The sequence below is a fragment of the Burkholderia glumae LMG 2196 = ATCC 33617 genome (assembly GCF_000960995.1).
Classification (GTDB): Bacteria; Pseudomonadota; Gammaproteobacteria; order Burkholderiales; family Burkholderiaceae; genus Burkholderia; species Burkholderia glumae.
Map to the genome: position 1 here is coordinate 1,374,482 of NZ_CP009435.1, position 24,885 is coordinate 1,399,366.

At 67.7% G+C, this 24,885-nt stretch carries 32 protein-coding genes; 31 read left to right on the forward strand and 1 reads right to left on the reverse strand.

Annotated elements, in window-relative coordinates:
- Nucleotides 1-215 precede the first annotated feature (215 nt).
- The 25 genes from KS03_RS18825 (at nucleotide 216) to tatC (ending at nucleotide 18,300) form a co-directional block, all read left to right on the forward strand.
- On the forward strand, nucleotides 216-1,034 hold the full coding sequence (locus tag KS03_RS18825; RefSeq protein WP_012734414.1) for an ABC transporter ATP-binding protein: 819 nt from the start codon (nucleotides 216-218) through the stop codon (nucleotides 1,032-1,034).
- Nucleotides 1,031-1,798, forward strand: coding sequence for a lipid asymmetry maintenance ABC transporter permease subunit MlaE (mlaE, locus tag KS03_RS18830; protein WP_012734415.1), 768 nt, complete (start codon nucleotides 1,031-1,033; stop codon nucleotides 1,796-1,798). Before KS03_RS18825 ends, mlaE begins: the two co-directional genes overlap by 4 nt.
- A gap of 16 nt (nucleotides 1,799-1,814) precedes the next feature.
- Nucleotides 1,815-2,321: an outer membrane lipid asymmetry maintenance protein MlaD gene (gene mlaD, locus KS03_RS18835; protein WP_012734416.1), complete on the forward strand. Its 507-nt coding sequence runs from the start codon at nucleotides 1,815-1,817 to the stop codon at nucleotides 2,319-2,321.
- Between the two features lie 64 nt (nucleotides 2,322-2,385).
- On the forward strand, nucleotides 2,386-3,372 hold the full coding sequence (locus tag KS03_RS18840; protein WP_012734417.1) for an MlaA family lipoprotein: 987 nt from the start codon (nucleotides 2,386-2,388) through the stop codon (nucleotides 3,370-3,372).
- A 107-nt stretch (nucleotides 3,373-3,479) separates the two neighbouring features.
- Nucleotides 3,480-4,106 (forward strand): MlaC/ttg2D family ABC transporter substrate-binding protein, encoded by a 627-nt coding sequence (locus tag KS03_RS18845; RefSeq protein WP_012734418.1) that lies wholly within the window; start codon nucleotides 3,480-3,482, stop codon nucleotides 4,104-4,106.
- Nucleotides 4,103-4,372 carry an STAS domain-containing protein gene (locus KS03_RS18850; protein WP_012734419.1) on the forward strand — a complete coding sequence of 90 codons (270 nt, stop codon included), beginning with the start codon at nucleotides 4,103-4,105 and terminating at the stop codon, nucleotides 4,370-4,372. The genes KS03_RS18845 and KS03_RS18850 overlap by 4 nt, the downstream gene beginning before the upstream one ends.
- 181 nt (nucleotides 4,373-4,553) lie before the next feature.
- A complete protein-coding gene (locus KS03_RS18855) occupies nucleotides 4,554-5,480 on the forward strand; it encodes an ABC transporter ATP-binding protein (RefSeq protein ID WP_020381404.1) in 927 nt (308 codons plus the stop codon).
- Nucleotides 5,477-6,232: an ABC transporter permease gene (locus KS03_RS18860; protein WP_012734421.1), complete on the forward strand. Its 756-nt coding sequence runs from the start codon at nucleotides 5,477-5,479 to the stop codon at nucleotides 6,230-6,232. Before KS03_RS18855 ends, KS03_RS18860 begins: the two co-directional genes overlap by 4 nt.
- 23 nt (nucleotides 6,233-6,255) lie before the next feature.
- On the forward strand, nucleotides 6,256-6,495 hold the full coding sequence (locus KS03_RS18865) for a BolA family protein (protein WP_012734422.1): 240 nt from the start codon (nucleotides 6,256-6,258) through the stop codon (nucleotides 6,493-6,495).
- A 16-nt stretch (nucleotides 6,496-6,511) separates the two neighbouring features.
- A complete protein-coding gene (gene murA / locus KS03_RS18870; RefSeq protein ID WP_012734423.1) occupies nucleotides 6,512-7,858 on the forward strand; it encodes a UDP-N-acetylglucosamine 1-carboxyvinyltransferase in 1,347 nt (448 codons plus the stop codon).
- Nucleotides 7,855-8,511, forward strand: coding sequence for an ATP phosphoribosyltransferase (hisG, locus tag KS03_RS18875; protein WP_012734424.1), 657 nt, complete (start codon nucleotides 7,855-7,857; stop codon nucleotides 8,509-8,511). Before murA ends, hisG begins: the two co-directional genes overlap by 4 nt.
- A 40-nt stretch (nucleotides 8,512-8,551) precedes the next feature.
- On the forward strand, nucleotides 8,552-9,877 hold the full coding sequence (gene hisD / locus KS03_RS18880) for a histidinol dehydrogenase (protein WP_012734425.1): 1,326 nt from the start codon (nucleotides 8,552-8,554) through the stop codon (nucleotides 9,875-9,877).
- A gap of 150 nt (nucleotides 9,878-10,027) precedes the next feature.
- The gene (gene hisC / locus KS03_RS18885) at nucleotides 10,028-11,098 is read left to right on the forward strand and encodes a histidinol-phosphate transaminase (RefSeq protein WP_012734426.1); all 1,071 of its coding nucleotides are present in this window, start codon (nucleotides 10,028-10,030) and stop codon (nucleotides 11,096-11,098) included.
- A 75-nt stretch (nucleotides 11,099-11,173) separates the two neighbouring features.
- Nucleotides 11,174-11,761, forward strand: coding sequence for an imidazoleglycerol-phosphate dehydratase HisB (gene hisB, locus KS03_RS18890; protein WP_012734427.1), 588 nt, complete (start codon nucleotides 11,174-11,176; stop codon nucleotides 11,759-11,761).
- A gap of 97 nt (nucleotides 11,762-11,858) precedes the next feature.
- On the forward strand, nucleotides 11,859-12,479 hold the full coding sequence (locus tag KS03_RS18895) for a MarC family protein (protein ID WP_012734428.1): 621 nt from the start codon (nucleotides 11,859-11,861) through the stop codon (nucleotides 12,477-12,479).
- On the forward strand, nucleotides 12,476-13,117 hold the full coding sequence (hisH, locus tag KS03_RS18900; protein ID WP_012734429.1) for an imidazole glycerol phosphate synthase subunit HisH: 642 nt from the start codon (nucleotides 12,476-12,478) through the stop codon (nucleotides 13,115-13,117). Before KS03_RS18895 ends, hisH begins: the two co-directional genes overlap by 4 nt.
- A 164-nt stretch (nucleotides 13,118-13,281) precedes the next feature.
- A complete protein-coding gene (gene hisA / locus KS03_RS18905) occupies nucleotides 13,282-14,037 on the forward strand; it encodes a 1-(5-phosphoribosyl)-5-[(5-phosphoribosylamino)methylideneamino]imidazole-4-carboxamide isomerase (protein WP_012734430.1) in 756 nt (251 codons plus the stop codon).
- Between the two features lie 84 nt (nucleotides 14,038-14,121).
- Nucleotides 14,122-14,895 (forward strand): imidazole glycerol phosphate synthase subunit HisF, encoded by a 774-nt coding sequence (gene hisF / locus KS03_RS18910; protein WP_012734431.1) that lies wholly within the window; start codon nucleotides 14,122-14,124, stop codon nucleotides 14,893-14,895.
- 2 nt (nucleotides 14,896-14,897) lie between these two features.
- Nucleotides 14,898-15,317 (forward strand): phosphoribosyl-AMP cyclohydrolase, encoded by a 420-nt coding sequence (hisI, locus tag KS03_RS18915; RefSeq protein ID WP_012734432.1) that lies wholly within the window; start codon nucleotides 14,898-14,900, stop codon nucleotides 15,315-15,317.
- Nucleotides 15,314-15,679 (forward strand): phosphoribosyl-ATP diphosphatase, encoded by a 366-nt coding sequence (locus KS03_RS18920; RefSeq protein WP_012734433.1) that lies wholly within the window; start codon nucleotides 15,314-15,316, stop codon nucleotides 15,677-15,679. Before hisI ends, KS03_RS18920 begins: the two co-directional genes overlap by 4 nt.
- Nucleotides 15,680-15,725: 46 nt before the next feature.
- Nucleotides 15,726-16,142, forward strand: a complete 417-nt coding sequence (locus tag KS03_RS18925; protein WP_012734434.1) for a DUF4870 family protein — start codon at nucleotides 15,726-15,728, stop codon at nucleotides 16,140-16,142.
- A gap of 31 nt (nucleotides 16,143-16,173) precedes the next feature.
- Nucleotides 16,174-16,539 carry a histidine triad nucleotide-binding protein gene (locus KS03_RS18930; RefSeq protein ID WP_012734435.1) on the forward strand — a complete coding sequence of 122 codons (366 nt, stop codon included), beginning with the start codon at nucleotides 16,174-16,176 and terminating at the stop codon, nucleotides 16,537-16,539.
- Between the two features lie 122 nt (nucleotides 16,540-16,661).
- Complete coding sequence (gene tatA / locus KS03_RS18935) at nucleotides 16,662-16,895, forward strand: Sec-independent protein translocase subunit TatA (RefSeq protein ID WP_012734436.1); 234 nt, start codon at nucleotides 16,662-16,664, stop codon at nucleotides 16,893-16,895.
- Nucleotides 16,896-16,921: 26 nt separating this feature from the next.
- Nucleotides 16,922-17,464, forward strand: coding sequence for a Sec-independent protein translocase protein TatB (tatB, locus tag KS03_RS18940; RefSeq protein ID WP_012734437.1), 543 nt, complete (start codon nucleotides 16,922-16,924; stop codon nucleotides 17,462-17,464).
- A 53-nt stretch (nucleotides 17,465-17,517) separates the two neighbouring features.
- Nucleotides 17,518-18,300 (forward strand): twin-arginine translocase subunit TatC, encoded by a 783-nt coding sequence (tatC, locus tag KS03_RS18945; protein ID WP_012734438.1) that lies wholly within the window; start codon nucleotides 17,518-17,520, stop codon nucleotides 18,298-18,300.
- 313 nt (nucleotides 18,301-18,613) lie between these two features.
- Here the strand turns inward: tatC and KS03_RS18950 are convergent, their stop codons facing one another.
- Complete coding sequence (locus KS03_RS18950; protein WP_012734439.1) at nucleotides 18,614-19,819, reverse strand: Do family serine endopeptidase; 1,206 nt, start codon at nucleotides 19,817-19,819, stop codon at nucleotides 18,614-18,616.
- Between the two features lie 21 nt (nucleotides 19,820-19,840).
- On the opposite strand from KS03_RS18950, the gene KS03_RS18955 reads away from it, so the two are divergent.
- The 6 genes from KS03_RS18955 (at nucleotide 19,841) to KS03_RS18980 (ending at nucleotide 24,880) form a co-directional block, all read left to right on the forward strand.
- Nucleotides 19,841-20,587 carry a Nif3-like dinuclear metal center hexameric protein gene (locus KS03_RS18955; RefSeq protein WP_012734440.1) on the forward strand — a complete coding sequence of 249 codons (747 nt, stop codon included), beginning with the start codon at nucleotides 19,841-19,843 and terminating at the stop codon, nucleotides 20,585-20,587.
- A 219-nt stretch (nucleotides 20,588-20,806) separates the two neighbouring features.
- A complete protein-coding gene (petA, locus tag KS03_RS18960; RefSeq protein WP_012734441.1) occupies nucleotides 20,807-21,427 on the forward strand; it encodes a ubiquinol-cytochrome c reductase iron-sulfur subunit in 621 nt (206 codons plus the stop codon).
- Nucleotides 21,427-22,809 carry a cytochrome b gene (locus KS03_RS18965; RefSeq protein WP_012734442.1) on the forward strand — a complete coding sequence of 461 codons (1,383 nt, stop codon included), beginning with the start codon at nucleotides 21,427-21,429 and terminating at the stop codon, nucleotides 22,807-22,809. Before petA ends, KS03_RS18965 begins: the two co-directional genes overlap by 1 nt.
- Nucleotides 22,810-22,831: 22 nt before the next feature.
- Nucleotides 22,832-23,590, forward strand: a complete 759-nt coding sequence (locus KS03_RS18970; RefSeq protein WP_012734443.1) for a cytochrome c1 — start codon at nucleotides 22,832-22,834, stop codon at nucleotides 23,588-23,590.
- 96 nt (nucleotides 23,591-23,686) lie between these two features.
- Nucleotides 23,687-24,298 (forward strand): glutathione S-transferase N-terminal domain-containing protein, encoded by a 612-nt coding sequence (locus KS03_RS18975; RefSeq protein ID WP_012734444.1) that lies wholly within the window; start codon nucleotides 23,687-23,689, stop codon nucleotides 24,296-24,298.
- 63 nt (nucleotides 24,299-24,361) lie between these two features.
- Entirely contained in the window at nucleotides 24,362-24,880 is a 519-nt protein-coding gene (locus tag KS03_RS18980) for a ClpXP protease specificity-enhancing factor (protein WP_012734445.1), read from the forward strand.
- The last annotated feature ends 5 nt before the right edge of the window (nucleotides 24,881-24,885 follow it).

Sequence of the window (24,885 nt, forward strand, 5' to 3'; positions counted from 1 at the left end):
TCCCGGCGAGCGCTGGCCGCCGTGACCGACGAGCGCCAGGGCCAGCGGCCGCACTCTGGCCGCGCCAGGCGGCCATCCGGGCCTCGCGGCGCGGGCCCGGTTACATCGTGTAACGATTTGCCCGCGCCCGGGATTGCCGCGCCGCACACTCTTCCGACACCAAACCAGAGCAGGCCCTATAATTCGGCGTTCTCCGTAACAGGATTGTCTGCGCCGTGAGCTCTCCCCCCGAGTCCCTGCTGGAACTTCGCGACGTCGATTTCGGCTACGGCGACCGCCTCGTGCTGTCCAATCTGAACCTGCGCTTCGGGCGCGGTCAGGTGGTGGCCGTGATGGGCGGTTCCGGCTGTGGCAAGACGACCGTGCTGCGCCTGATCGGCGGCCTCGTGCGCGCGCGCCGGGGCCAGGTGCTGTTCGACGGCGCCGATGTCGGCGCGCAGTCGCGCGACGGCCTCTACGCGCTGCGCCGCAAGATGGGCATGCTGTTCCAGTTCGGCGCCCTCTTCACCGACATGTCGGTATTCGACAACGTCGCGTTCGCGCTGCGCGAGCACACCGACCTGCCCGAGCCGCTGATCCGCGACCTGGTGCTGATGAAGCTGAATGCGGTCGGCCTGCGCGGCGCGCGCGACCTGATGCCGTCCGAGGTGTCGGGCGGCATGGCGCGCCGCGTCGCGCTGGCGCGCGCGATCGCGCTCGACCCGCAGCTGATCATGTACGACGAGCCGTTCGCCGGCCTCGACCCGATCTCGCTCGGCATCACCGCGAACCTGATCCGCACCCTGAACGAGGCGCTCGGCGCAACCTCGATCCTGGTCACGCACGACGTGCCGGAGTCGTTCGCGATCGCCGACTACGTCTACTTCCTCGGCAACGGCGGGGTGCTCGCCGAAGGCACGCCCGACGAGCTGCGCGCCTCGACCGAGCCGAGCGTGCGGCAGTTCATCGACGGCGTGCCCGACGGCCCGTTCCGGTTCCACTACACGAGTCCGCCGCTCGATGCGGACTTCGGCCTTGGCGGAGGGCGCCGATGATCAGCGCTATCGGTCGTTTCGTGCTGGGCGGGCTCGAACGCACGGGTTATGCCACGCGCTTGTTCGTGCGGCTCGTGCTCGAATTCTTTCCGCTGCTGCGGCGCCCGCGGCTCGTCACGAAACAGATCCACTTCCTCGGCAATTATTCGTTTGTGATCATTGCCGTGTCGGGCCTGTTCGTCGGCTTCGTGCTGGGGCTGCAGGGCTACTACACGCTGAACCGCTACGGCGCCGAGCAGTCGCTCGGGCTGCTGGTGGCGCTGTCGCTGGTGCGCGAACTCGGGCCGGTGGTCACCGCGCTGCTGTACGCGGGCCGCGCCGGCACCTCGCTCACCGCCGAGATCGGCCTGATGAAGGCGGGCGAGCAGCTGACCGCGCTCGAGATGATGGCGGTGGACCCGATCAAGACCGTGATCGCGCCGCGCATGTGGGCCGGCATCATCGCGATGCCGCTGCTCTCGGCGATCTTCTGCGCGGTGGGCGTGATCGGCGGTTACGTGGTGGGCGTGATCCTGATCGGCGTCGATCCGGGCGCGTTCTGGTCGCAGATGCAGGGCGGCGTGGACGCCTGGAGCGACGTCGGCAACGGCGTGCTCAAGAGCGTCGTATTCGGCTTCGCGGTCACCTTCGTGGCGCTCTACCAGGGCTACGAGGCGAAGCCGACGCCCGAGGGCGTCTCGCGCGCCACCACCCGCACCGTCGTGTACGCCTCGCTCGCGGTACTCGGCCTCGATTTCCTGCTGACCGCGCTGATGTTCAGCTGAGTCGGCCTTTTCAGAGATGACGATGAAAAAGACTGCTCTCGACTTCTGGGTCGGCCTGTTCGTGCTGGTGGGTTTCCTGGCGCTGCTGTTTCTCGCCCTGAAGGTGGGCAACATGAGCTCGCTGTCGTTCCAGCCGACCTATCCCGTCAAGATGAGGTTCGACAATATCGGCGGCCTGAAGCCGCGCGCGGCCGTGAAGAGCGCGGGCGTGGTGGTGGGCCGGGTCGGTACGATCGGCTTCGACACCAACACCTACCAGGCGCTGGTGACGATCGAGCTCGACAAGCAATACGCATTCCCGAAGGACAGTTCTGCCAAGATCCTGACTTCGGGCCTGCTCGGCGAGCAGTACATCGGCCTTGAGCCGGGTGGTGACACCGAGATGCTGAAGCCGGGCGACACGATCACGATGACGCAGTCGGCGATCGTGCTCGAGAACCTGATCGGACAGTTCCTGTACAGCAAGGCCGCGGACGCGGGCGGCGGCAAGCCGGCCGCGGCGCCGGGGGCGGCCGCCCATTGAGCGCTCGCGCCGTCCCCGCCGGCGAGGCACCAGACGAAGAAAAGAGAAAATAGGGAACACGATCATGCAGACCATGCGCCTCAGGAACGCGGGCTTGACCGTAGCGGCAGTTGCCGCGCTGAGCGGTTGCGCCACCGTTCAGACGCCCACCAAGGGCGATCCGTTCGAAAGCTTCAATCGAACGATCTACAAGTTCAACGACACCGTCGACACCTATGCGTTGAAGCCCGTCGCCCAGGGCTACCAATGGGCGGTGCCGCAGCCGGTGCGCAGCAGCGTGACGAACTTCTTCTCGAACATCGGCGACGTCTACATCGCCGCCAACAACCTCGTGCAGCTGCGCATCGCCGACGGCGTGGGCGACATCATGCGCGTGGTGATCAACACGGTGTTCGGCGTGGGCGGCCTGTTCGACGTGGCGACGGTGGCGAAGCTGCCCAAGCACAGCAACGACTTCGGCATCACGCTCGGCCACTACGGCGTGCCATCCGGCCCGTACGTGGTGCTGCCGTTCCTCGGGCCGAGCACGGTGCGCGACACGGCCGGCCTCGGGGTCGACTACGTCGGCAACCCGCTCACCTGGGTGAATTCGGACGCGGTGAGCTGGAGCCTGTTCGGCGTGAACCTGATCAATACGCGCGCGAACCTGCTCGGCGCCGGCGACATCCTCGACGCGGCCGCGATCGACAAGTACTCGTTCGTGCGCAACGCCTACCTGCAGCGCCGCCAGTCGCTGATCGCCGCCTCGGGCGGCCCCGGCGGCAAGGCGGCCGCCGCGAACGTGCCCGACTACGGCGCCGAGGCGCTGCCGAAGTACGATCTGCCCGAAGACGGCGCGGCGCCGGCGGCCGCGGCGAGCAGCACGGCAGCGGGCGGTGCGGCAGCGGGCGCGGCGGCGCCGGCCCAGGATGCCGCTTCGGCGGCTTCGGCGCCGGCCGCGGCGTCGGCTGCGGCCATGCCGAATCCGGCCAGTGCCACCCACGTGCCGGCGCAGAACATCGTGCCGCCCTCGCCGAACGGTTTTCATTGGCCGAGCCTGCGGCTGCGCTGATCGCGCCGCGGCCGTTACAGCCGGAAACGTTTGTGACGGCGGCGGATGCAGCATGAAGTCCGCCGCTGGTTCAAAATGCAGTACCGACTCACTTCGCAGGACATCTCATGAAAAAACTGTTTCTGATTCCCGTGGTAGCCGCGTTTTTCTCGTTTGGTAGCGCCGCCTACGCGCAGGTCGACCAGTCGAACCCGCAGGCGCTCATCAAGACCGCGACCGAGCAGGTGATGAACGAGGTCCGGACGCAGTCGATCAAGCCGGGCGACATCGGCAGGATTACCGATATCGTGAATCGCGATATCCTCCCGTACACCGATTTCCGCCGCACCACGCAGCTCGTGATGGGCCGCAACTGGCGCGCCGCGACGCCCGACCAACGCGACAAGGTGGTCGAACAGTTCAAGATGCTGCTGATCCGCACCTACTCCGGCGCGATCGCGCAGCTGAAGGCCGACCAGCAGATTCAGTACCTGCCGTTCCGCGCCGATCCGGGCGCAACCGACGTGGTGGTGCGCACGCTCGCCTCGAACAACGGCCAGCCGGTGCAGATCGACTACCGTCTCTACAAGACGCCGCAGGGCTGGCGCGTCTATGACCTGAACGTGCTCGGCGCCTGGCTGATCCAGACCTACCAGCAGCAGTTCAACGAGAAGATCCAGCAGAGCGGCGTGGACGGCCTGATCCAGTTCCTCACGCAGCGCAACGAGCAGCTCGCTGCCGGCAAGGCATCGTGAGCCAGTTCGCCACCGGCGCCTCGCTGACCTACGCGAGCGCGAAGGCCGCGCTCGACGACGGGCTCGGCCGCATCGCCGGCGGCGCGACCGCGGTGGACTGCGCGGCGCTCGCGCAGTTCGACTCGGCCGCGCTCGCCGTGCTGCTCGCATGGCAGCGCGCCGCGCGCTCGCGCGGCGCGGCGCTCGCGATCCTGAACCTGCCGCCCACGCTCGCCAGCCTGGCGCGCGCCTACGGCATCGACTCCCTCCTCGACGAACGACATTGACGCTCGCCGCCTGACGCCCGCTACGCCGGGCGCTGCGGACCGCCGCGGCTCTGCCGCGCCGATCCGGCTAGCCGGTTTGCCCTATAATCAACCGTTTTGCAGGGCAGCTAATCGGTCCCCATTTCCTCATTCGACTTCACGACCAGAATCAGGCGTCGCGGCGCCCATGCCGCGCTCAGTCATGTCAGCCATAGAAATCCGAAACGTCAAGAAGCGCTACGCGTCGCTCCAGGCGCTGAAGGGCGTCAGCCTGTCCGTCGAGGAAGGGGAGTTCTTCGGCCTGCTCGGACCCAACGGCGCCGGCAAGACCACCCTCATCAGCATTCTCGCCGGGCTGGCCCGCGCCGACGAAGGCCGCATCTCGGTGCGCGGGCACGACGTCGTGGCCGATTTCCGTGACGCCCGGCGCGCGCTGGGCGTGGTGCCGCAGGAGCTCGTGTTCGATCCGTTCTTCTCGGTGCGCGAGACGCTGCGGCTGCAGTCCGGCTATTTCGGGCTGCGCCGCAACGACGACTGGATCGACGAGGTGATGGCCAATCTCGACCTGAGCGACAAGGCCGACGCCAACATGCGCGCGCTGTCGGGCGGCATGAAGCGCCGCGTGCTGGTGGCGCAGGCGCTGGTGCACCGGCCGCCCGTGATCGTGCTCGACGAGCCGACCGCCGGCGTGGACGTGGAGCTGCGCCAGACGCTCTGGAAGTTCATCTCGCGCCTGAACCGCGAAGGCCACACGATCGTGCTGACCACTCACTACCTGGAAGAAGCCGAGGCGCTTTGCGACCGCATCGCGATGCTGCGGCGCGGCGAGGTGGTCGCGCTCGAGCGCACCAGCGCGCTGCTGCAGCGCTTCGCGGGCCTGCAGCTGTACCTGCGTCTGGCGCAGGGCGAGCTACCCGCCGAGCTGCGTGCGCTGCAGACCGAGCCGGCCGCGCCCGGCTCGCGCGAATACCTGTTGCGGCTCACGAGCTACGACGAGGTCGAGCGGATCCTCTCGGCCTGCCGCGCGGCGGGCTGCGCGTTCGACGAGATCGAAGTGCGCAAGGCCGACCTCGAAGACGTGTTCGTCCAGGTGATGAACGGAGCCGACGTGATCGAGGGCCTGGCATGAGCGGGTTTCGCACGCTGTTCTACAAGGAAATCCTGCGCTTCTGGAAGGTGTCGTTCCAGACCGTGCTCGCGCCGGTGGTCACGGCGCTGCTGTACCTGACCATCTTCGGCCACGCGCTGTCGGGCCGCGTCGAGGTCTATCCCGGCGTGGAGTACGTGAGCTTCCTGGTGCCGGGCCTGGTGATGATGAGCGTGCTGCAGAACGCGTTCGCCAACAGCTCGTCGTCGCTGATCCAGTCGAAGATCACCGGCAACCTCGTGTTCGTGCTGCTGCCGCCGCTGTCGTATGCCGAGATCTTCTCGGCCTACGTGCTCGCCGCGGTGGTGCGCGGGCTCGCGGTCGGGCTCGGCGTGTTCGTGGTGACGGCCTGGTTCATTCCGGTCGGCTTCGCCGCGCCGCTGTTCGCGCTGCTGTTCGCGCTGCTCGGCTCGGCGATTCTTGGCACGCTCGGCCTCATCGCCGGGATCTGGGCCGAGAAGTTCGACCAGCTCGCCGCGTTCCAGAACTTCCTGATCATGCCGCTGACGTTCCTGTCCGGCGTGTTCTACTCGACCCATTCGCTGCCCCCCATGTGGCGCGAGGTGTCGCGTCTCAACCCGTTTTTCTACATGATCGACGGCTTCCGCTACGGGTTCTTCGGCGTCGCCGACATCAACCCCTACGCAAGCCTGGCGATCGTCGCCGGTTTCTTCGTGCTGCTCGCGCTGGTCGCGATGCGGCTGCTGGCCACCGGCTACAAGCTGCGTCACTGAACGCACCGACTGGAGCATTTCTCATGTTGCCGACTCCCGAACAGGTCAAGCAATACATCGCGGGCGGGCTCGCCTGCACCCATCTGGAAGTCGAGGGCGACGGCCAGCATTTCTTCGCGACCATCGTCTCGGAGCAATTTGAAGGCAAGCGTCCGATCCAGCGCCATCAGCTCGTCTATGCGGCGCTCGGCGACCGCATGAAGCAGGAAATCCACGCGCTCAGCATGAAAACGCTGACGCCCGCCGAATGGCAGAACGCATAAAGAACGGACATCCTTCGTGCAAGTTTCAGTCAACGAACGCGACGCGGTAAGCCACGTCGCGACGGCGAACCCGTCCGCCGGCCGGGTTTCGCAAGGACAGCCGGAGCGGCTCGTGATCACCGGCGGCAGGCGGCTTTCCGGCGAGATCCGGGTGTCGGGCGCGAAGAACGCGGCGCTGCCGATTCTCTGCGCGGGCCTGCTCAGCGCCGAGCCGCTGCGGCTCGACAACGTGCCCGACCTGCAGGACGTGCGCACCATGCTCGCGCTGCTGGGCGGGATGGGCGTGAAGAGCGCGGTGGACGGCGCGCGCGTCACGCTCGACGCGGCCAGCGTGACCGATCCGGTGGCGCCTTACGAGCTGGTCAAGACCATGCGCGCGTCGATTCTCGTGCTTGGCCCGCTGCTGGCGCGCTTCGGCTACGCGAAGGTATCGCTGCCGGGCGGCTGCGCGATCGGCGCGCGGCCGGTGGATCAGCACATCAAGGGGCTGCAGGCGATGGGCGCCGAGATCACCATCGAGCACGGCTACATCGAGGCGCGCGCCACGCGCCTGAAGGGCGCGCGCCTCGTCACCGACATGATCACGGTGACCGGCACCGAGAACCTGCTGATGGCCGCCACGCTCGCCGACGGCGAGACCGTGATCGAGAACGCCGCGCGCGAGCCCGAGGTGACCGACCTCGCCAACCTGCTGGTGGCGATGGGGGCGAGGATCGACGGGATCGGCACCGACCGGCTCGTGATCCAGGGCGTCGAGCGGCTGCACGGCGCGAGCCACGCGGTCGTGCCCGACCGCATCGAGGCCGGCACCTTCCTTTGCGCGGCGGCGGCCGCGGGCGGTGAGCTCACGCTGCGCGGCATGCGCGCGAACCTGCTCGACGCGGTGCTCGGCAAGCTGCGCGAGACCGGCGCCAAGCTCGACGAGCGCGACGACGCGCTGCGCGTGACGATGGACCGGCGCCCGGCCGCGGTGGCGATCCGCACCTCCGAATATCCGGCCTTCCCGACCGACATGCAGGCGCAGTTCATGACCCTGAACGCGGTGGCCGCCGGCACCGCGCACGTCGTCGAGACCATCTTCGAGAACCGCTTCATGCACGTGCAGGAGCTGAACCGGCTCGGTGCCGACATCGTGGTGGACGGCAACACGGCGCTCGTCACCGGCGTGACGCAGCTCTCGGGCGCACGCGTGATGGCCACCGACCTGCGCGCCTCGGCGAGCCTCGTGATCGCGGGGCTGTGCGCTGACGGCGAGACCGTCATCGACCGCATCTACCATCTCGATCGCGGCTATGATCGGATGGAGACCAAGCTGAACGCAGTTGGCGCCGACGTGCGCCGCATCACCGGGAGTGCCGCATGACCGCACCGCTGACCCTCGCGCTGTCGAAAGGGCGTATCTTCGAGGAAACCGTGCCGCTGCTCGCGGCCGCCGGCATCGAGGTGGCGGGGGACCCCGAATCGTCGCGCAAGCTGATCCTGCCGACCAACGACCCGAACGTGCGCGTGATCATCGTGCGCGCCACCGACGTGCCGACCTACGTCGAGTACGGCGCGGCCGATTTCGGCGTGGCCGGCAAGGACGTGCTGATCGAGCACGGCGGCGGCGGGCTCTACCAGCCGATCGACCTGAGCATCGCGCGCTGCCGGATGTCGGTGGCGGTGCAGGCGGGCTTCGACTACGCTAATGCGGTGCGCCAGGGCGCGCGGCTGCGGGTGGCGACGAAGTACGTGTCCACTGCACGGGAGCACTTCGCGGCCAAGGGCGTCCACGTCGACCTGATCAAGCTGTACGGCTCGATGGAGCTCGCTCCGCTGGTCGGGCTGGCCGACGCGATCGTCGATCTGGTCAGCTCGGGCGGCACGCTGCGGGCGAACAATCTGGTCGAGGTCGAGGAGATCATGCCGATCTCCTCGCGCCTCGTCGTGAACCAGGCCGCGCTGAAACTGAAGCGCGCCGCGCTGAAGCCGATCCTCGACGCGTTCGAACGCGCGTCGAAGCAGAGCGGGAGCTGAGCGCTCCCGGCACCGGCGCATTACCGGAACGAACAGCATCATGCCCATCAAGATTCGCAAACTCGATTCGCGCAGCGAGGGCTTCGGCGCCGCGCTGCGCGCGGTGCTCGCCTTCGAGGCGAGCGAGGACGAGGCGATCGAGCGCTCGGTCGCGGGGATTCTCGCCGACGTGAAGGTGCGCGGCGACGCGGCCGTGCTCGACTACACGAACCGCTTCGACCGGCTCGGCGCGCCCAGCGTGGCCGCGCTGGAGCTGCGCCAGGACGCGCTCGAGGCCGCGCTCGAGACGCTCGAGCCGAAGCGCCGCGCGGCGCTCGAGGCGGCCGCCGCGCGGGTGCGCGGCTATCACGAGAAACAGAAGCTCGAATGCGGCAGCCATAGCTGGCAGTACACCGAGTCCGACGGCACGGTGCTGGGCCAGAAGGTGCTGCCGCTCGATCGCGTCGGCCTGTACGTGCCGGGCGGCAAGGCCGCCTATCCGTCGTCGGTGCTGATGAACGCGATTCCGGCCCGGGTGGCCGGGGTCGGCGAGATCGTGATGGTGGTGCCCACGCCCGACGGCGTGAAGAACGACCTCGTGCTCGCGGCCGCCTATCTCGGCGGCGTCGATCGCGTGTTCACCATCGGCGGGGCGCAGGCGGTGGCCGCGCTCGCCTACGGCACCGAGACGGTGCCGGCCGTCGACAAGATCTGCGGCCCCGGCAACGCCTACGTGGCCTCGGCCAAGCGCCGCGTGTTCGGCACCGTGGGCATCGACATGATCGCCGGGCCGTCCGAGATCCTCGTGCTCTGCGACGGCACCACCGATCCGCACTGGGTCGCGATGGACCTGTTCTCGCAGGCCGAGCACGACGAACTGGCGCAGTCGATCCTGCTGTGCCCGGACGCGGGCTTCATCGAGCGCGTCGAGAAGGCGATCGACGAGCTGCTGCCGGCCATGCCGCGCGAGGCCGTGATCCGCGCCTCGCTGGAAGGGCGCGGCGCGCTGATCACGGTGCGCGACATGGCCGAGGCCTGCAAGATCGCCAACGAGATCGCGCCCGAGCACCTCGAGATCTCGGCGCTCGAGCCGCAGCAATGGGGCAAGCTGATTCGCCATGCCGGCGCGATCTTCCTCGGCCGCTACACGAGCGAGAGCCTCGGCGACTACTGCGCCGGGCCGAACCACGTGCTGCCGACCTCGCGCACGGCGCGCTTCTCGTCGCCGCTGGGCGTCTACGACTTCATCAAGCGCTCGAGCCTGATCGAGGTCAGCGCCGACGGCGCGCACACGCTCGGCGAGATCGCCTCGGAGCTGGCTTACGGCGAGGGGCTGCAGGCGCACGCGAAAAGCGCCGAATACCGGATGCGCAACCACGGCAACTGAGCCGGCGCGGCGGCGCGGGCAAGCGGCAGCCAAGCACCACATGGCCAGCGCGACGGAGCCGGCCGCGGCCGGGCCGGCGGCATCGAGACCCGCGGCCCGGACGATCCGGGCCGCCGACACGGGCGGCGCGAGGCACGCCGCGGACCCATCATGACGACGCCACAAGACATCATCCGCCCCGACGTGCTCGCGATGACGAGCTACCCGGTGCCGGACGCGGCCGGGCTCGTGAAGCTCGACGCGATGGAAAGCCCGTATGGGCTGCCCGCGCCGCTCGCGGCCGGGCTCGGTGAGCGGCTCGCGCAGCTCGCGCTGAACCGCTATCCGCCGCCGCGTCCCGCCGCGCTGATCGCCAAGCTGCGCGCCGCGATGGGGATTCCCGACGGCTGCGAGGTGCTGCTCGGCAACGGCTCGGACGAGATCATCGGAATGCTGGCGGTGGCCTGCGCGCGGCCCGGTGCGAAGGTGCTGATGCCGGTGCCCGGCTTCGTGATGGTCGAGCAGTACGCGCGCCTCGCGCAGATGGCGTTCGTCGGCGTGCCGTTGCGCGCGGATATGTCCCTCGACGTCGACGCGCTGCTCGCGGCGATCGCCGAACACCGGCCGGCGCTGATCCACCTGGCCTATCCGAACAATCCCACCGGCACGCTCTATGCCGAGGCCGACATCGAGCGCGTGATCGCCGCCGCGCGTACCAGCCTGGTGGTGATCGACGAGGCCTACCAGCCGTTCGCCGAGCGCAGCTGGCTCGCGCGCGTCCCCGAATTCGACAACGTGGTGGTGATGCGCACCGTCTCGAAGCTCGGCCTGGCCGGGGTGCGCTTCGGCTATCTGGTCGGCGCGCCGGCCTGGCTGGCCGAAATCGACAAGGTGCGCCCGCCCTACAACGTCAACCTGCTGACCCAGGGCTGCATCGACTACCTGCTCGATCACCTCGACGTGCTCGACGCCCAGGCCGCGCAACTGCGCGCCGAGCGCGGCCGGCTCGCCGCGGCGGTGGCCGCGCTGCCCGGCGCGACGGTATTCCCGAGCGCCGGCAATTTCCTGCTGGTGCGCGTGCCCGACGCCTGCGCCCTGTTCGACGCGCTGCTCATCGAGCGGGTGTTGATCAAAAACGTGAGTAAAATGCATCCGTTGCTCGCGAACTGCGTGCGGCTGACGGTCGGTTCTCCTGAGGAGAACGCCGCGCTGCTCGCCGCGTTGCGACTGGTGCTGCGCTAGCGCGGGCCGCGCGCCGCCGGGCGGCCGCCGCGGCCTCGCGCGTCCCCCATTACCCAGTCATTTCAAGGAATCACCATGCGCGTGGCGGAAGTCGTTCGCGATACGAGCGAAACGCAGATCCGTGTGAAGATCAATCTCGACGGCACTGGCCAGCAGAAGCTGGCCACCGGCGTGCCGTTCCTCGACCATATGCTCGACCAGATCGCGCGCCATGGTCTCATCGATCTCGACATCGAAGCGCATGGGGATACGCATATCGACGACCACCACACGGTGGAGGACGTCGGCATCACGCTCGGCCAGGCGGTGGCGAAGGCGATCGGCGAGCGCAAGGGCATCCGCCGCTACGGCCATGCCTACGTGCCGCTCGACGAGGCGCTCTCGCGCGTGGTGATCGACTTCTCGGGCCGGCCCGGCCTCGAATTCCACGTGCCGTTCACGCGCGCACGGATCGGCACCTTCGACGTGGACCTGTCGATCGAGTTCTTCCGCGGCTTCGTGAACCACGCGGGCGTCACGCTGCACATCGACAATCTGCGCGGCATCAACGCCCATCACCAGCTCGAGACCGTCTTCAAGGCGTTCGGGCGCGCGCTGCGGATGGCCGCCGAGATCGACGAGCGGGCAGCCGGGCAGATTCCGTCGACCAAGGGCAGCCTCTGAGCCAACCCGGATCGGCGCCGGCGGCGGCGGCAGCGCGGATTCGACCGCGCCGCCGCCCGCCCTGCCGCGTGCGCCGCGCCGTACACGACACCGCACGATGGACCTGCTCAAATCGTTCATATCGCTGCTCGCGCTGATCAATCCGCTCGGCGCGGTGCCGTTCTTCCTGAGCCTGACGGCGGCGCTGACCGACGCCGAGCGGCGCAGGACGGTGCGCATCGCGGCGGTGTCGGTGTTCTGCGTGATCGCGGTCACCACGCTGCTCGGCCAGCAGATCATCCGCTTCTTCGGAATCTCGGTGGGCTCGCTCGAAGTCGGCGGCGGCATCATCATGCTGCTGATGGCGATCAACATGCTGAACGCGCAGATGGGCAACACGCGCTCGACCCCCGAGGAGCGCGACGAGGCCGAGTCCAAGCACAGCATCGCGGTGGTGCCGCTCGCTATCCCGCTGCTGACCGGGCCCGGCTCGATCAGCACGGTGATCGTCTATTCGGCGGGCGCGGTGCACTGGTACGACCGGATCGGCCTGATCGCGATCGGCGCGGTGCTCGCGCTGCTCTGTTTTCTCGCGATGCGGCTCGCCGAGCCGATCGCGAACTGGATCGGCCGCACCGGCATTAATATTGCGACGCGACTGATGGGATTGATGCTCTCGGCGCTGGCGGTGGAATTCATCGTCGACGGACTGAAGGCTTTGCTGCCTGCACTGAAATGAAAACTTCGATTGCGATTGTGGATTATGGGATGGGCAACCTGCGCTCGGTGGCCCAGGCGCTGATGAAGGCCGAGCCGGAGGCGCAGGTGGCGATCGTCGATCGTCCCGAGGCGATCCGCGCGGCCGACCGCGTGGTGCTGCCGGGGCAGGGCGCGATGCCCGACTGCATGCGCTGCCTGGGCGAATCGGGGCTGCAGGAGGCGCTGCTCGAGGCCTCGCGCAGCAAGCCGCTGCTGGGCGTGTGCGTCGGCGAGCAGATGCTGTTCGACTGGAGCGAGGAGGGCGCCACGCCGGGCCTCGGGCTGCTGCCGGGCAAGGCGCTGCGCTTCGATCTGGCCGGCCGCGTGCAGGATGACGGCTCGCGCTTCAAGGTGCCCCAGATGGGCTGGAACCGGGTGCGCCAGACGCTCGCGCACCCGCTCTGGGCGGGCGTGCCGGACCAGGCGTTCTTCTACTTCGTCCACAGCTACTACGTGGTGCCGGACGACGCGGCGCACGCCGCCGGCGAGACCTCGTATGGCGAGCCGTTCGTCTCGGCGGTCGCGCGCGACAATATCTTCGCGACCCAATTTCACCCGGAAAAGAGCGCCGAGGTCGGCCTGCGGCTCTACCGCAATTTCGTGCACTGGCAGCCCTGAGCGTCGCGCGGCCGCCACGCCGAACCGGCCGGACCTGCCCGTGGCGGCGCGCGCGCGCGTCAAAACCCGGAAAGACTTGTACTAAACTAGCAGACAGCGCGGTGCCGGTTGGGCCGGCCGCGGCGCGTCACCCCCTTCCTCTCTCCAGACGACTTCCGATTGCTATGCTGCTGATTCCGGCCATCGATCTTAAAGACGGTCAGTGTGTGCGCCTCAAACAGGGCGATATGGACCAGGCGACGATTTTCTCCGAGGATCCCGCGGCCATGGCCCGCAAATGGGTCGATCTCGGTGCACGACGCCTGCACCTGGTGGACCTGAACGGCGCGTTCGCCGGCAAGCCGAAGAACCTCGAGGCGATCGAGGCGATCCTGGCCGAGGTCGGCGACGAGATCCCCGTCCAGCTCGGCGGCGGCATCCGCAGTCTCGAGACGATCGAGAAGTATCTCGACGCGGGCCTGTCCTACGTGATCATCGGCACCGCGGCCGTCAAGGACCCGGGTTTCCTGCAGGACGCCTGCACGGCGTTCGCGGGCAGCATCATCGTCGGGCTCGACGCCAAGGACGGCAAGGTCGCCACCGACGGCTGGAGCAAGCTGACGGGCCACGAGGTGATCGATCTCGCGCAGAAGTTCGAGGACTACGGCGTCGAATCGATCGTCTATACCGACATCGGCCGCGACGGCATGCTTCAGGGCATCAACATCGAGGCGACGGTGAAGCTCGCGCAGGCAGTCGGGATTCCCGTGATCGCGAGCGGCGGCCTGTCGAACCTGAGCGACATCGAGCAGCTCTGCGGCGTGGAGGACGAAGGGATCGAAGGCGTGATTTGCGGCCGCGCGATCTACTCCGGCGATCTCGATTTCTCGGCCGCGCAAAAGCGTGCCGACGAACTGAACGGCGAGCTCGACGACGCCTGAGCCGCGGCGGCCCAGCGCCGCGTGCGTCATCGCCCAAGCCGCCCGCGCCGCGGGCGGCCTCACCTGCGGCACCTGTGTACCATCATGGCTCTAGCTAAACGCATCATCCCCTGTCTGGACGTGACCGCCGGGCGCGTCGTGAAAGGCGTCAATTTCGTCGAGCTGCGCGACGCGGGCGACCCCGTCGAAATCGCGCGGCGCTACGACGACCAGGGCGCCGACGAACTGACGTTCCTCGACATCACCGCCACCTCGGACCAGCGCGACCTGATCCTGCCGATCATCGAGGCGGTGGCCTCGCAGGTCTTCATCCCGCTGACGGTGGGCGGCGGCGTGCGGGCGGTCGAGGACGTGCGGCGCCTGCTCAACGCCGGCGCGGACAAGATCAGCATGAATTCCTCGGCGGTCGCCAACCCGCAGCTGGTCGCCGACGCGGCCGGCAAGTACGGCTCGCAATGCATCGTGGTGGCGATCGACGCCAAGCGGGTTTCGGCCGAGGGCGAGACGCCGCGCTGGGAAGTGTTCACGCACGGCGGGCGCAAGGCCACCGGGCTCGACGCGATCGCGTGGGCGCGCCGCATGGCCGAGCTCGGCGCGGGCGAGATCCTGCTGACCAGCATGGACCGCGACGGCACCAAGTCCGGCTTCGACCTGGCGCTCACGCGCGGCGTGTCGGACGCCGTACCGGTGCCGGTGATCGCCTCCGGCGGCGTGGGCTCGCTCGAGCACCTGGCCGACGGCATCGTCGAGGGCCATGCCGACGCGGTGCTCGCGGCCAGCATCTTCCATTACGGCGAGCATACGGTCGGCGAGGCGAAGCGCTTCATGGCCGGGCGCGGCATTCCGGTGAGGCTCTGATCATGACGACGACACAGGCGGCGGCCCGCCCCGCGTGGCTCGACAAGGTCCGCTGGGACGCCAACGGCCTCGTGCCGGTGATCGCGCAGGAGGTCGGCACGAACGACGTGCTGATGTTCGCGTGGATGAACCGCGAGGCGCTCGCGAAGACCGTCGAGACGGGCCGCGCGGTCTATTACTCGCGCTCGCGGCAGCGGCTCTGGTTCAAGGGCGAGGAGTCGGGGCACGTGCAGCACGTGCATGAGGTGCGGCTCGATTGCGACGAGGACGTGGTGCTGCTGAAGATCGACCAGGTGTCGGGCATCGCCTGCCACACCGGCCGCCATTCCTGCTTTTTCCAGAAATTCGAGGGCACCGCCGAGGGCGGCGACTGGGTCGCCGTCGAGCCGGTGCTGAAAGATCCCGAGCACATCTACAAATGACGCAGACCACCAACGACACGCTGCTGCGCCTCGCGGCCGTGATCGACAGCCGCAAGGGCGGCGACCCCGAGCAATCCTACGTGTCGCGCCTATTCCACAAGGGCGACGACGCGGTGCTCAAGAAGATCGGCGAGGAAGCGACCGAGGTCGTGCTGGCCGCCAAGGACGTGCGCCAGGGCGGCGCGCCGGCGGCGCTGGTCGGCGAGGTCGCGGATCTCTGGTTTCATTGCCTCGTGATGCTGTCGCATTTCGAGCTGAGCCCGGCCGACGTGCTGGCCGAGCTGGAGCGCCGCGAGGGCCTGTCGGGCCTCGAGGAAAAGGCGCTGCGCAAGCGCCGCGAGCGCGAGAACGGCGACGGCTGAGCGGCGCGCTCCTGCTTCGGTGATGTCATCAAAGGGAGGTAGCATCGTGGAAGATCCATCGTGGCGCCCCGGCGGCGCTTCCGTCCCGGATCGCTATCCGGCCTATCCCGGTGCCGCTGCTGCAGGCAGCCGCGACGGTTCGCTGCGCACGCTGACCCACGTGCTGTATGCGCTCTACGCGGTTCACTGGCTCACGGGCGGCATCACCGGCCTGATTGCGATCATCATCAACTACGTGAAGCGGCCGGACGTGGTGGGCACGCGTTACCAGCAGCATTTCGAGTGGCAGATCCGCACGTTCTGGCGCGCGCTGATCCTCTACCTGATCGGCATCATGCTGAGCTTCGTCGTGATCGGCTTTTTTGTGCTCGGCGCGGCCTGGGTCTGGACGCTGTACCGTATCATCAAAGGCTGGCTGTTCCTGAACGACGACAAGGCACTCGATCCGCGGGCCTGGTTCTGACGGGCGGGGGCGGCGCGACGCGGAGAGCACGATGAGTCACGATCCGGATTGCCTGTTCTGCAAGATCGCGGCGGGCGAGATTCCGAGCGAGATGGTCCACCAGGACGACGAGTTCGTCGCGTTTCGCGACATTCGTCCGGCGGCCGCCACGCACGTACTCGTGATTCCGCGCCGGCATCTGCCCACGCTGTCGGCCGCCACGCTTGAGGACGCGCCGCTGCTTGGTAGAATGCTGGTCCTCGTCGCGCGGCTGGCCGAGCAGCTCGGCTGCGCCTACACGGGCGGCGAGACGGGGTTCCGGACCGTCATCAATACCGGGCCGGGCGGCGGGCAGGAGGTGTTCCACCTGCATGCGCACCTGCTGGCGGGGCCGCGCCCGTGGAAGCGGATGGGGTGAGTGGGACCTCGCGGGAAGATCATCGCGGGCCGCGCCGTACCGGCGCCGGCCCGCTCGGGAAAGAGGCCGGCGTCGCCGGCAGTTGACGCCGCCGCGGCGGCGAGGTTGAGGAGACTGGCATCATGGGCGGATTGAGCATTTGGCACTGGCTGATCGTTTTGCTGATCGTGGCACTGGTGTTCGGCACGAAGAAGCTACGCAATATCGGCAGCGATCTGGGCGGCGCCGTGAAGGGCTTCAAGGACGGCATGAAGGAAAGCGAGACCCCGGCCGACGCGCAGCAGCTGCCGCGCTCCGGTTCGGTGAACGTCGACGCGAAGGAAGCGGCGCGTTCGTCCGATTCGAACAAGGCGTGATGAACGCGCGCTGACGGGACGCCGCGATGCTGGATCTGGGTCTTTCCAAGATGGCGCTGATCGGCGTGGTCGCGCTGGTGGTGCTCGGCCCCGAGCGCCTGCCGCGCGTCGCGCGCACGGCCGGCGCGCTGTTCGGGCGCGCGCAGCGCTACATCAACGACGTCAAGGCGGAAGTCTCGCGCGAGATCGAGCTCGACGCGCTGCGTACCATGCGCACCGACTTCGAGAGCGCCGCGCGCAACGTCGAGAACACCATTCACGACAACCTTCGGCAGCACGAAGCGGACCTCAACGACGCCTGGAGTTCGGCCGTCTCGGGCGAGGCCGCGTCGCCGGTCGCGGTGTCGGCCGATGGCGCCGCGGGCGCCGGCTCGATGTCGTGGCAGGGCAGCGGGACCGCGGCCAGCGCCGGCTTCACGCCGAAACGCCGCAACTGGCGCGTCAGGCAGGCGGCCACGCCGGTCTGGTACAAGCGCGCCTCGTTGCGCCGCACCCACCTGCAGTCCGGCGCCGCGCGCGTCGCGCGCCATCGGCCCGCCAGCTTGCGCCGGCCCGTGCGCTTCTTCTGAGCGTGCGCGACGATGCCGGCGATGCGTGCCCAACACCTGAACCGAGGGCCTGCGTGAGCGACCCCCAGCACAATCCGGACGAAGGCCGGGAAGAAACCTTCATCTCCCATCTCGTCGAGTTGCGCGATCGCCTGATCCGGGCAGGCGGTGCCGTGCTCGTGGTGTTCGTCGGGCTCGTCTACTGGGCGCCCGACATCTTCCGGCTGCTGGCGCGGCCGCTGATGCAGAACCTGCCGAAGGACGGCAAGATGATCGTCACCGACGTGACGGGCTCGTTCTTCGTGCCGATGAAGGTCACGATGCTCGTCGCGCTGGTGATCGCGCTGCCGATCGTGCTCTACCAGATCTGGGCGTTCGTCGCGCCGGGGCTCTACCAGCACGAGAAGCGGCTCGTGCTGCCGCTCGTCAGCAGCAGCTACTTCCTGTTCCTGTGCGGGATGGCGTTCGCCTATTTCGTGGTGTTCCCGACCATCTTCCGGGTGATGGCGCACTACAACGCGCCGCTCGGCGCCGAGATGTCGACCGACATCGACAACTACGTGAGCTTCGTGCTCGGCATGTTCCTCGCGTTCGGGGTCACGTTCGAGGTGCCGGTGATCGTGGTGCTGCTGGTGCGCATGGGCGTGCTGCCGCTCAAGAAGCTCAAGGAGATCCGGCCCTACGTGATCGTCGGCGCGTTCGTCGTCTCGGCAGTGGTGACGCCGCCCGACGTGTTCTCGCAGCTGATGCTGGCATTGCCGCTCGTGGTGCTCTACGAGGTCGGGCTGCTGGCCGCACGGATCTTCGTCGGGACGGGCGCGGCCGTGAAAGACGAGGAGTCCGGCGCGACCGGCTGACGGCTGGGCCGGCCGCGCCCCGCGAGGCGCGGCGGGTGGATCGGAAAGGGCGGCCTGGGCCGCCCTTTTTCGTTGCCGGAGGTGCGCGGTGGGGACGCCGCATGGCCGAGGCGGCGCGCGGCCATGCGGCGGGCGCAAGACCGGGGCGGCAGGGATTGGGTGAGCGCCGCGGCGGGCCGGTGCGTGGCGGCCGGCCGGCGCCCCGCCGGTACTTTCCCGCCCACCGCGCGGCGCGGCCCGCCCCGCGCTTTCCCGCCGCGCCCGCTGCCTGGCGCGCGTGGCGGCCGCCTTGCCGGCGGCGCGCCGCGCGCGCTCATTCGGCGTCGTCGTTCTGGTCGTCGTTGGCCTGCTTCGGCGGCGGCGGGCGCTTGCCGATCACCACCGTCACGTCGAAGGTGCGCGTCTTGCGCACCACCTGCACCTTGGTCGGCGTGCCCGGCTTGATCTGCGCGACCACGTTGAGCAGCTTCGTCGTATCGGTGATCGGCTCGTCGTTGACGGTGGTCAGGATGTCGCCGGGCTTGATGCCGGCCTTGTCGGCCGGGCCGCCCTGCAGCACGCCGGCGACGATCGCGCCCGTCTTCTGCGCGAGGCCGAACGAATCGGCGATCTCGGGCGTGACGTCTTGCGGTTCGACGCCGATCCAGCCGCGCGTGACAGTGCCCGTCGTGATGATGCTCTCCAGCACCGTGCGCGCCGTCGAGACGGGAATCGCGAAGCCGATCCCGAGCGAGCCGCCCGAGCGCGAATAGATCGCCGTGTTGATGCCGAGCAGGTTGCCGTTCACGTCCACCAGCGCGCCGCCCGAGTTGCCCGGGTTGATCGGTGCGTCGGTCTGGATGAAGTTCTCGAAGGTATTGATGCCGAGATGGTTGCGTCCGAGCGCGCTGATGATGCCCATCGTCACCGTCTGCCCGACCCCGAACGGGTTGCCGATCGCGAGCACCACGTCGCCCACGCGCGCGCGGTCCGAGCGGCCGAGCGTGATGGTCGGCAGGTTGGTGAGGTTGATCTTCAGCACGGCGAGATCGGTTTCGGGGTCGCTGCCGATCACCTTGGCCGTGGCGGTACGGCCGTCGGCCAGCGCCACCTCGATCTGGTCGGCGCCGTCCACCACGTGCTGGTTCGTTAGAATGTAGCCTTCCGGGCTCACAATGACGCCCGAGCCGAGATTCGACGCCGGTTCTTCCTGCTGCCGGCGCGGATTGCGATCGCCGAAGAAGTAGCGGAACAGCGGGTCCTTCGCGCGCGGGTCGGGCGGCAGCGACCCGTCCTTGCTCGAGAACACGTTGACCACGGCCGGCATCGCCTTTTGCGCGGCATCCGCATAGGACGTCTGCGCCGGTGCGCCGGCGACGCCGGGCGTGACCTCGCGCAAGGCCACGATCGGTGCCGCGAGCTGCTTGCCGAGCTGCCCCTGGCGCTGCAGCCACTGCGGCTTGAGGGTCGCGACGATGAACATCAGCGCGAGCAGCACCGTCACCGCCTGTGCGAAGAACAGCCAGAAGCGTCTAAGCATTTGAAGAGATTAGGGGATTATATGGACCGGATCGAACTCGAATTGTACTTGAACAATACCCTTGAAACCGCGCGCTTCAAGGACTACTGCCCCAATGGGCTGCAGGTCGAAGGGCGCCGCCGGATCGAGCGGATCGCCACCGGCGTGACCGCCTCGGCCGCGTTCCTCGAACGCGCGATCGAATGGGGCGCGGACGCGGTGCTGGTCCACCATGGCTATTTCTGGCGCAACGAGCCGGCGCAGGTCACCGGGCGCAAGTACCAGCGCCTGAAGCTGCTGATCGGCGCCGAGCTGAACCTGTTCGCGTTCCACCTGCCGCTCGATGCCCATCCCGATTTCGGCAACAACGCGCAGCTCGGCGAACGCCTCGGCCTGATCGCCGATGCGCATTTCGGCGAGCAAGACCTGGGCTGGATGGCCAGGCTGCCGATGCCGGTCTCGCTCGAACACTTCACCGCCAAGATCGAGCACACGCTCGGCCGCACCCCGCTCGTGCTCGGCGACAGCGACCAGCAACTGCGCCGCGTGGCCTGGTGCACGGGCGGCGCGCAAAGCTACTTCGATGCCGCCATCGAGGCCGGGGCCGACGTGTTCCTGACCGGCGAGGCGTCCGAATTCGTCACGCACGCGGCGGCCGAGAGCGGCGTGGCCTTCGTTGCGGCGGGGCACCATGCCACCGAGCGCTACGGCATCCAGGCGCTCGGCCGCCATTTGTCGGAACATTTCGGCCTCGAGCATACGTTCATCGATATCCCGAACCCCGTCTGAACGCCGGGAATTGCGGCGGCGCACCCACCAAACGAAGTGAAACGTCCACTTAAAAGCTGAGCGGAACGAGTCCGGCGGCGATGGGTGAAAACCCTTGCCGATCAATGACTTCGCATCGTTTTTATGAATCGGGCCTTGAAAATGCGGGCCCCGTTCGCGCACACTAGCGGCGGTATGCGAAGTCGTGACGGTGAATCCAACTCAGAAGTGGGGCGTGAGATGCGAGACAAAGAAGAGAAACGCGTCGACAGCGGCCGCCGTACCTGGCTGATTGCGACATCCGTGGCGAGCGGGGTGGGCGGAGTCGCCACGGTCATACCGTTCGCGGCCTCGCTCGCGCCATCGGCCAAGGCGAAGGCGGCCGGCGCGCCGGTCGAGGTGGACATCGGCGGCCTGAAGCCGGGCGAGATCGTCACCGTGGCCTGGCGCGGCAAGCCGGTCTGGATCCTGAACCGCACCGACGCGATGCTCGCCGACGTGAAGAAGGCCGACCCCGAGCTGGCCGACCCGCAGTCCAAATCCACCTATTCGATGCCGCTGCCCGCGTACTGCGCGAACGAATATCGCTCGCGGGCCGAGCACAAGCACATCCTCGTCGTGATGGCCGTGTGTACGCACCTCGGCTGCACGCCCACCTCGCGCTTCACGCCCGGCCCGCAGCCGAACCTGCCCGACGACTGGCCGGGCGGCTTCCTGTGCCCGTGTCACGGCTCCACCTACGATCTGGCCGGCCGCGTGTTCAAGAACAAGCCCGCGCCGCAGAACCTCGACATCCCGCCTTACATGTTCACCTCGGCCACCACGGTCGTGATCGGCAAGGACGAGAAAGGAGAAGCGTGATGGCCACCGACGACAAGACTGTCGCCACGACGGGTTTGATGGGCTGGATCGATGCGCGTTTCCCGTTCACGGTCACGCTCAAGAAGCACGTGACCGAGTACTACGCGCCGAAGAACTTCAACTTCTGGTACTTCTTCGGCTCGCTCGCGCTGCTGGTGCTGGTGAACCAGATCGTCACCGGCATCTTCCTGACGATGAACTACAAGCCCGATGCGACGCTCGCGTTCGCGTCGGTCGAGTACATCATGCGCGAGGTGCCGTGGGGCTGGCTGATCCGCTACATGCACTCGACGGGCGCCTCGATGTTCTTCATCGTGGTCTACCTGCACATGTTCCGCGGGCTGCTGTACGGCTCGTACCGCAAGCCGCGCGAACTGGTGTGGATCTTCGGCTGCGCGATCTTCCTGTGCCTGATGGCCGAGGCGTTCTTCGGCTACCTGCTGCCGTGGGGCCAGATGTCGTTCTGGGGCGCGCAGGTGATCGTGAACCTGTTCTCGGCGATTCCGTTCATCGGGCCGGACCTCTCGCTCTGGATCCGTGGCGACTACGTGGTGTCCGACGTCACGCTCAACCGCTTCTTCGCGTTCCACGTGATCGCGATTCCGCTGGTGCTGGTGGGGCTGGTGGTTGCGCATCTGATCGCGCTGCACGAGACGGGCTCGAACAACCCGGACGGCATCGAGATCAAGGACAAGAAGGACGAGCGCGGCATTCCGCTCGACGGCATCCCGTTCCACCCCTATTACTCCGTGCATGACTACTTCGGGGTCTGCGTGTTCCTGATGATCTTCGCGCTGGTGGTGTTCTTCGCGCCGGAGATGGGCGGCTACTTCCTCGAGGCCAACAACTTCGTGCCCGCCAACCCGCTGCAGACGCCGCCCGAGATCGCGCCGGTGTGGTACTTCACCGCGTTCTACGCGATGCTGCGCGCCACCACCGATCCGTTCAAGATCGTGCTGATGGTGGTGATCGCCGTGCTCGGGCTGACCGCGCTCTGGCGCGCCCGCGGCAAGTGGCGGATCGGCCTGCCGGTGCTGGCCGCCGCGCTGATCGCGTTCATGGCGCTGACCGAATCGAAGTTCTGGGGCGTGGTGGTGATGGGCGGCGCCGTGATCTCGCTGTTCTTCCTGCCCTGGCTCGACCGCAGCCCGGTGAAATCGATCCGCTACCGTCCCACGTTCCACAAGGTGTTCCTCGGGATGTTCGTCGTCGCGTTCCTGACGCTCGGCTTCCTCGGCACCCAGTCGCCGTCGCCTGCCAAGACGCTGATCGCGCAGGTGTGCGCGCTGGTCTACTTCGCGTTTTTCCTCGGCATGCCGCTCTGGACCCCGCTTGGCACGTTCAAGCAGCCGCCCGAGCGCGTCAAGTTCCGGCCCCATTAATGCGAGCGAGGAGAACACGATGATGAGGACGCTATTGAAGACGTTCCTGCTGATCGGTGCGACGTCGCTGGCACTGCTGGGCGGCACGGCGCGGGCCGGTGAGGGTAATTTTCCGCTCGACCGGGCGCCCGATAACGCGGAAAATCTCGTTGCTCTGCAACATGGCGCGCAATTGTTTGTAAACTATTGCCTGAATTGTCATAGCGCGAATCTGATGCGCTACAACCGTCTGACGGATCTGGGGATCTCCCAGAAGGAGATTGAGGCGAACCTCCTGTTCACGACGGACAAGGTCGGCAATACGATGTCGGTGGCGATGCGGCCCGACGACGCCAAGCGCTGGTTCGGCGTGGCGCCGCCCGACCTCTCGGTGGAGGCGCGCGCGCGCGGCCGCGACTGGCTCTATACGTATCTGCGAAGTTTCTACCGCGACGAGACGCGCCCGACGGGCTGGAACAACGCGGTGTTCGAGAACGTCAGCATGCCTCATGTGCTGTGGCAGTTGCAGGGGCAGCGCGTGCCGAAATACGAGGAAGCGACGAACGAGGAGACGGGCGAGAAGGAGCGCAAGCTCGTCGGCTTCCAGACCGTCACGCCGGGGACGCTGTCGCCGGTGGATTATGATGCTGCCGTGGCCGACCTCGTCGCGTATCTGGGCTGGATGTCCGAGCCCGAGCAGCAGACCCGCAAGCGCGTGGGCGTCTGGGTGCTGCTGTTCCTCGGCATCCTGACCTTTTTCGCCTGGCGGCTCAACGCCGCTTATTGGAAAGATATCAAGTAGACACGCCAAGACCGGCGTGGGGCCGGCGCAAGGAAAGACCTGCCTGGCAGGTCGATCCGCGCGCCGGCCCTCGGCTTTTTTTAGGAAACGCTAATTATGATGGTTCTGTATTCCGGCACGACGTGCCCCTTCTCCCAGCGCTGCCGGCTGGTGCTGTTCGAAAAGGGCATGGACTTCGAGATTCGCGATGTGGACTTGTTCAACAAGCCCGAGGACATCGCCGTGATGAATCCCTACGGTCAGGTGCCGATTCTCGTCGAGCGTGATCTGATTCTGTACGAATCGAACATCATCAACGAGTACATCGACGAGCGCTTCCCGCACCCGCAGCTGATGCCGGCCGACCCGGTGCAACGCGCGCGCGCGCGCCTGTTCCTGCTGAATTTCGAGAAGGAGCTGTTCGTTCACGTCAGCACGCTCGAGAACGAGAAGGGCAAGGCTGCCGAGAAGAACCACGAGAAGGCGCGCCTCGCGATTCGCGACCGGCTCACGCAGCTCGCGCCGATCTTCGTGAAGAACAAGTACATGCTTGGCGAGGAGTTCTCGATGCTCGACGTGGCGATCGCGCCGCTGTTGTGGCGCCTCGATCACTACGGCATCGAGCTGTCGAAGAACGCGGCACCGCTGATGAAGTATGCCGAGCGCATTTTCAGCCGTCCGGCCTACATCGAGGCGCTGACGCCGTCGGAAAAGGTGATGCGCCGTTAACCGGCCTGCGGCCATCGGTGCGCGCGCGGCGCTGCCGCCGCGCGCGCCTGTACGAGGACAGTGATGCAAGAGACTTCCACGAAGCCGTATCTGCTGCGCGCGCTCTACGAGTGGTGCACGGACAACGGCTATACGCCGCACATCGCGGTGCGCGTCGACAACTCGACGCGCGTGCCGCGGCAGTACGTGCGCGACGGCGAGATCGTATTGAACATCAGCTTCGAGGCGACCACCGCGCTGCAGATGGGCAACGACTGGATCGAATTCACCGCGCGTTTCGCGGGCAAGGCGCACAAGCTGGAGGTGCCGGTGGCGAACGTGCTCGCGATCTATGCGCGCGAGAACGGGCAGGGCATGGCGTTCCAGGTCGACCTGGCGGCCGATGAGCCGGGCGAGACGACGCTGGTCGAAGCCGATGAGGCCGAGAGCGGCGGCGCGGGCGGCTCGCGTTCGGCTGCGGGCGCGGCCGAGCCCTCGGAAGGCGCGGACGTGCCCTCCGGCTCGGCTCCGCCCTCGCCGTCACCCGACGACGACGGCTCGTCGGGCAAGAGCAATCGCCCCCGCCTGAAGATCGTGAAATGAGGTAG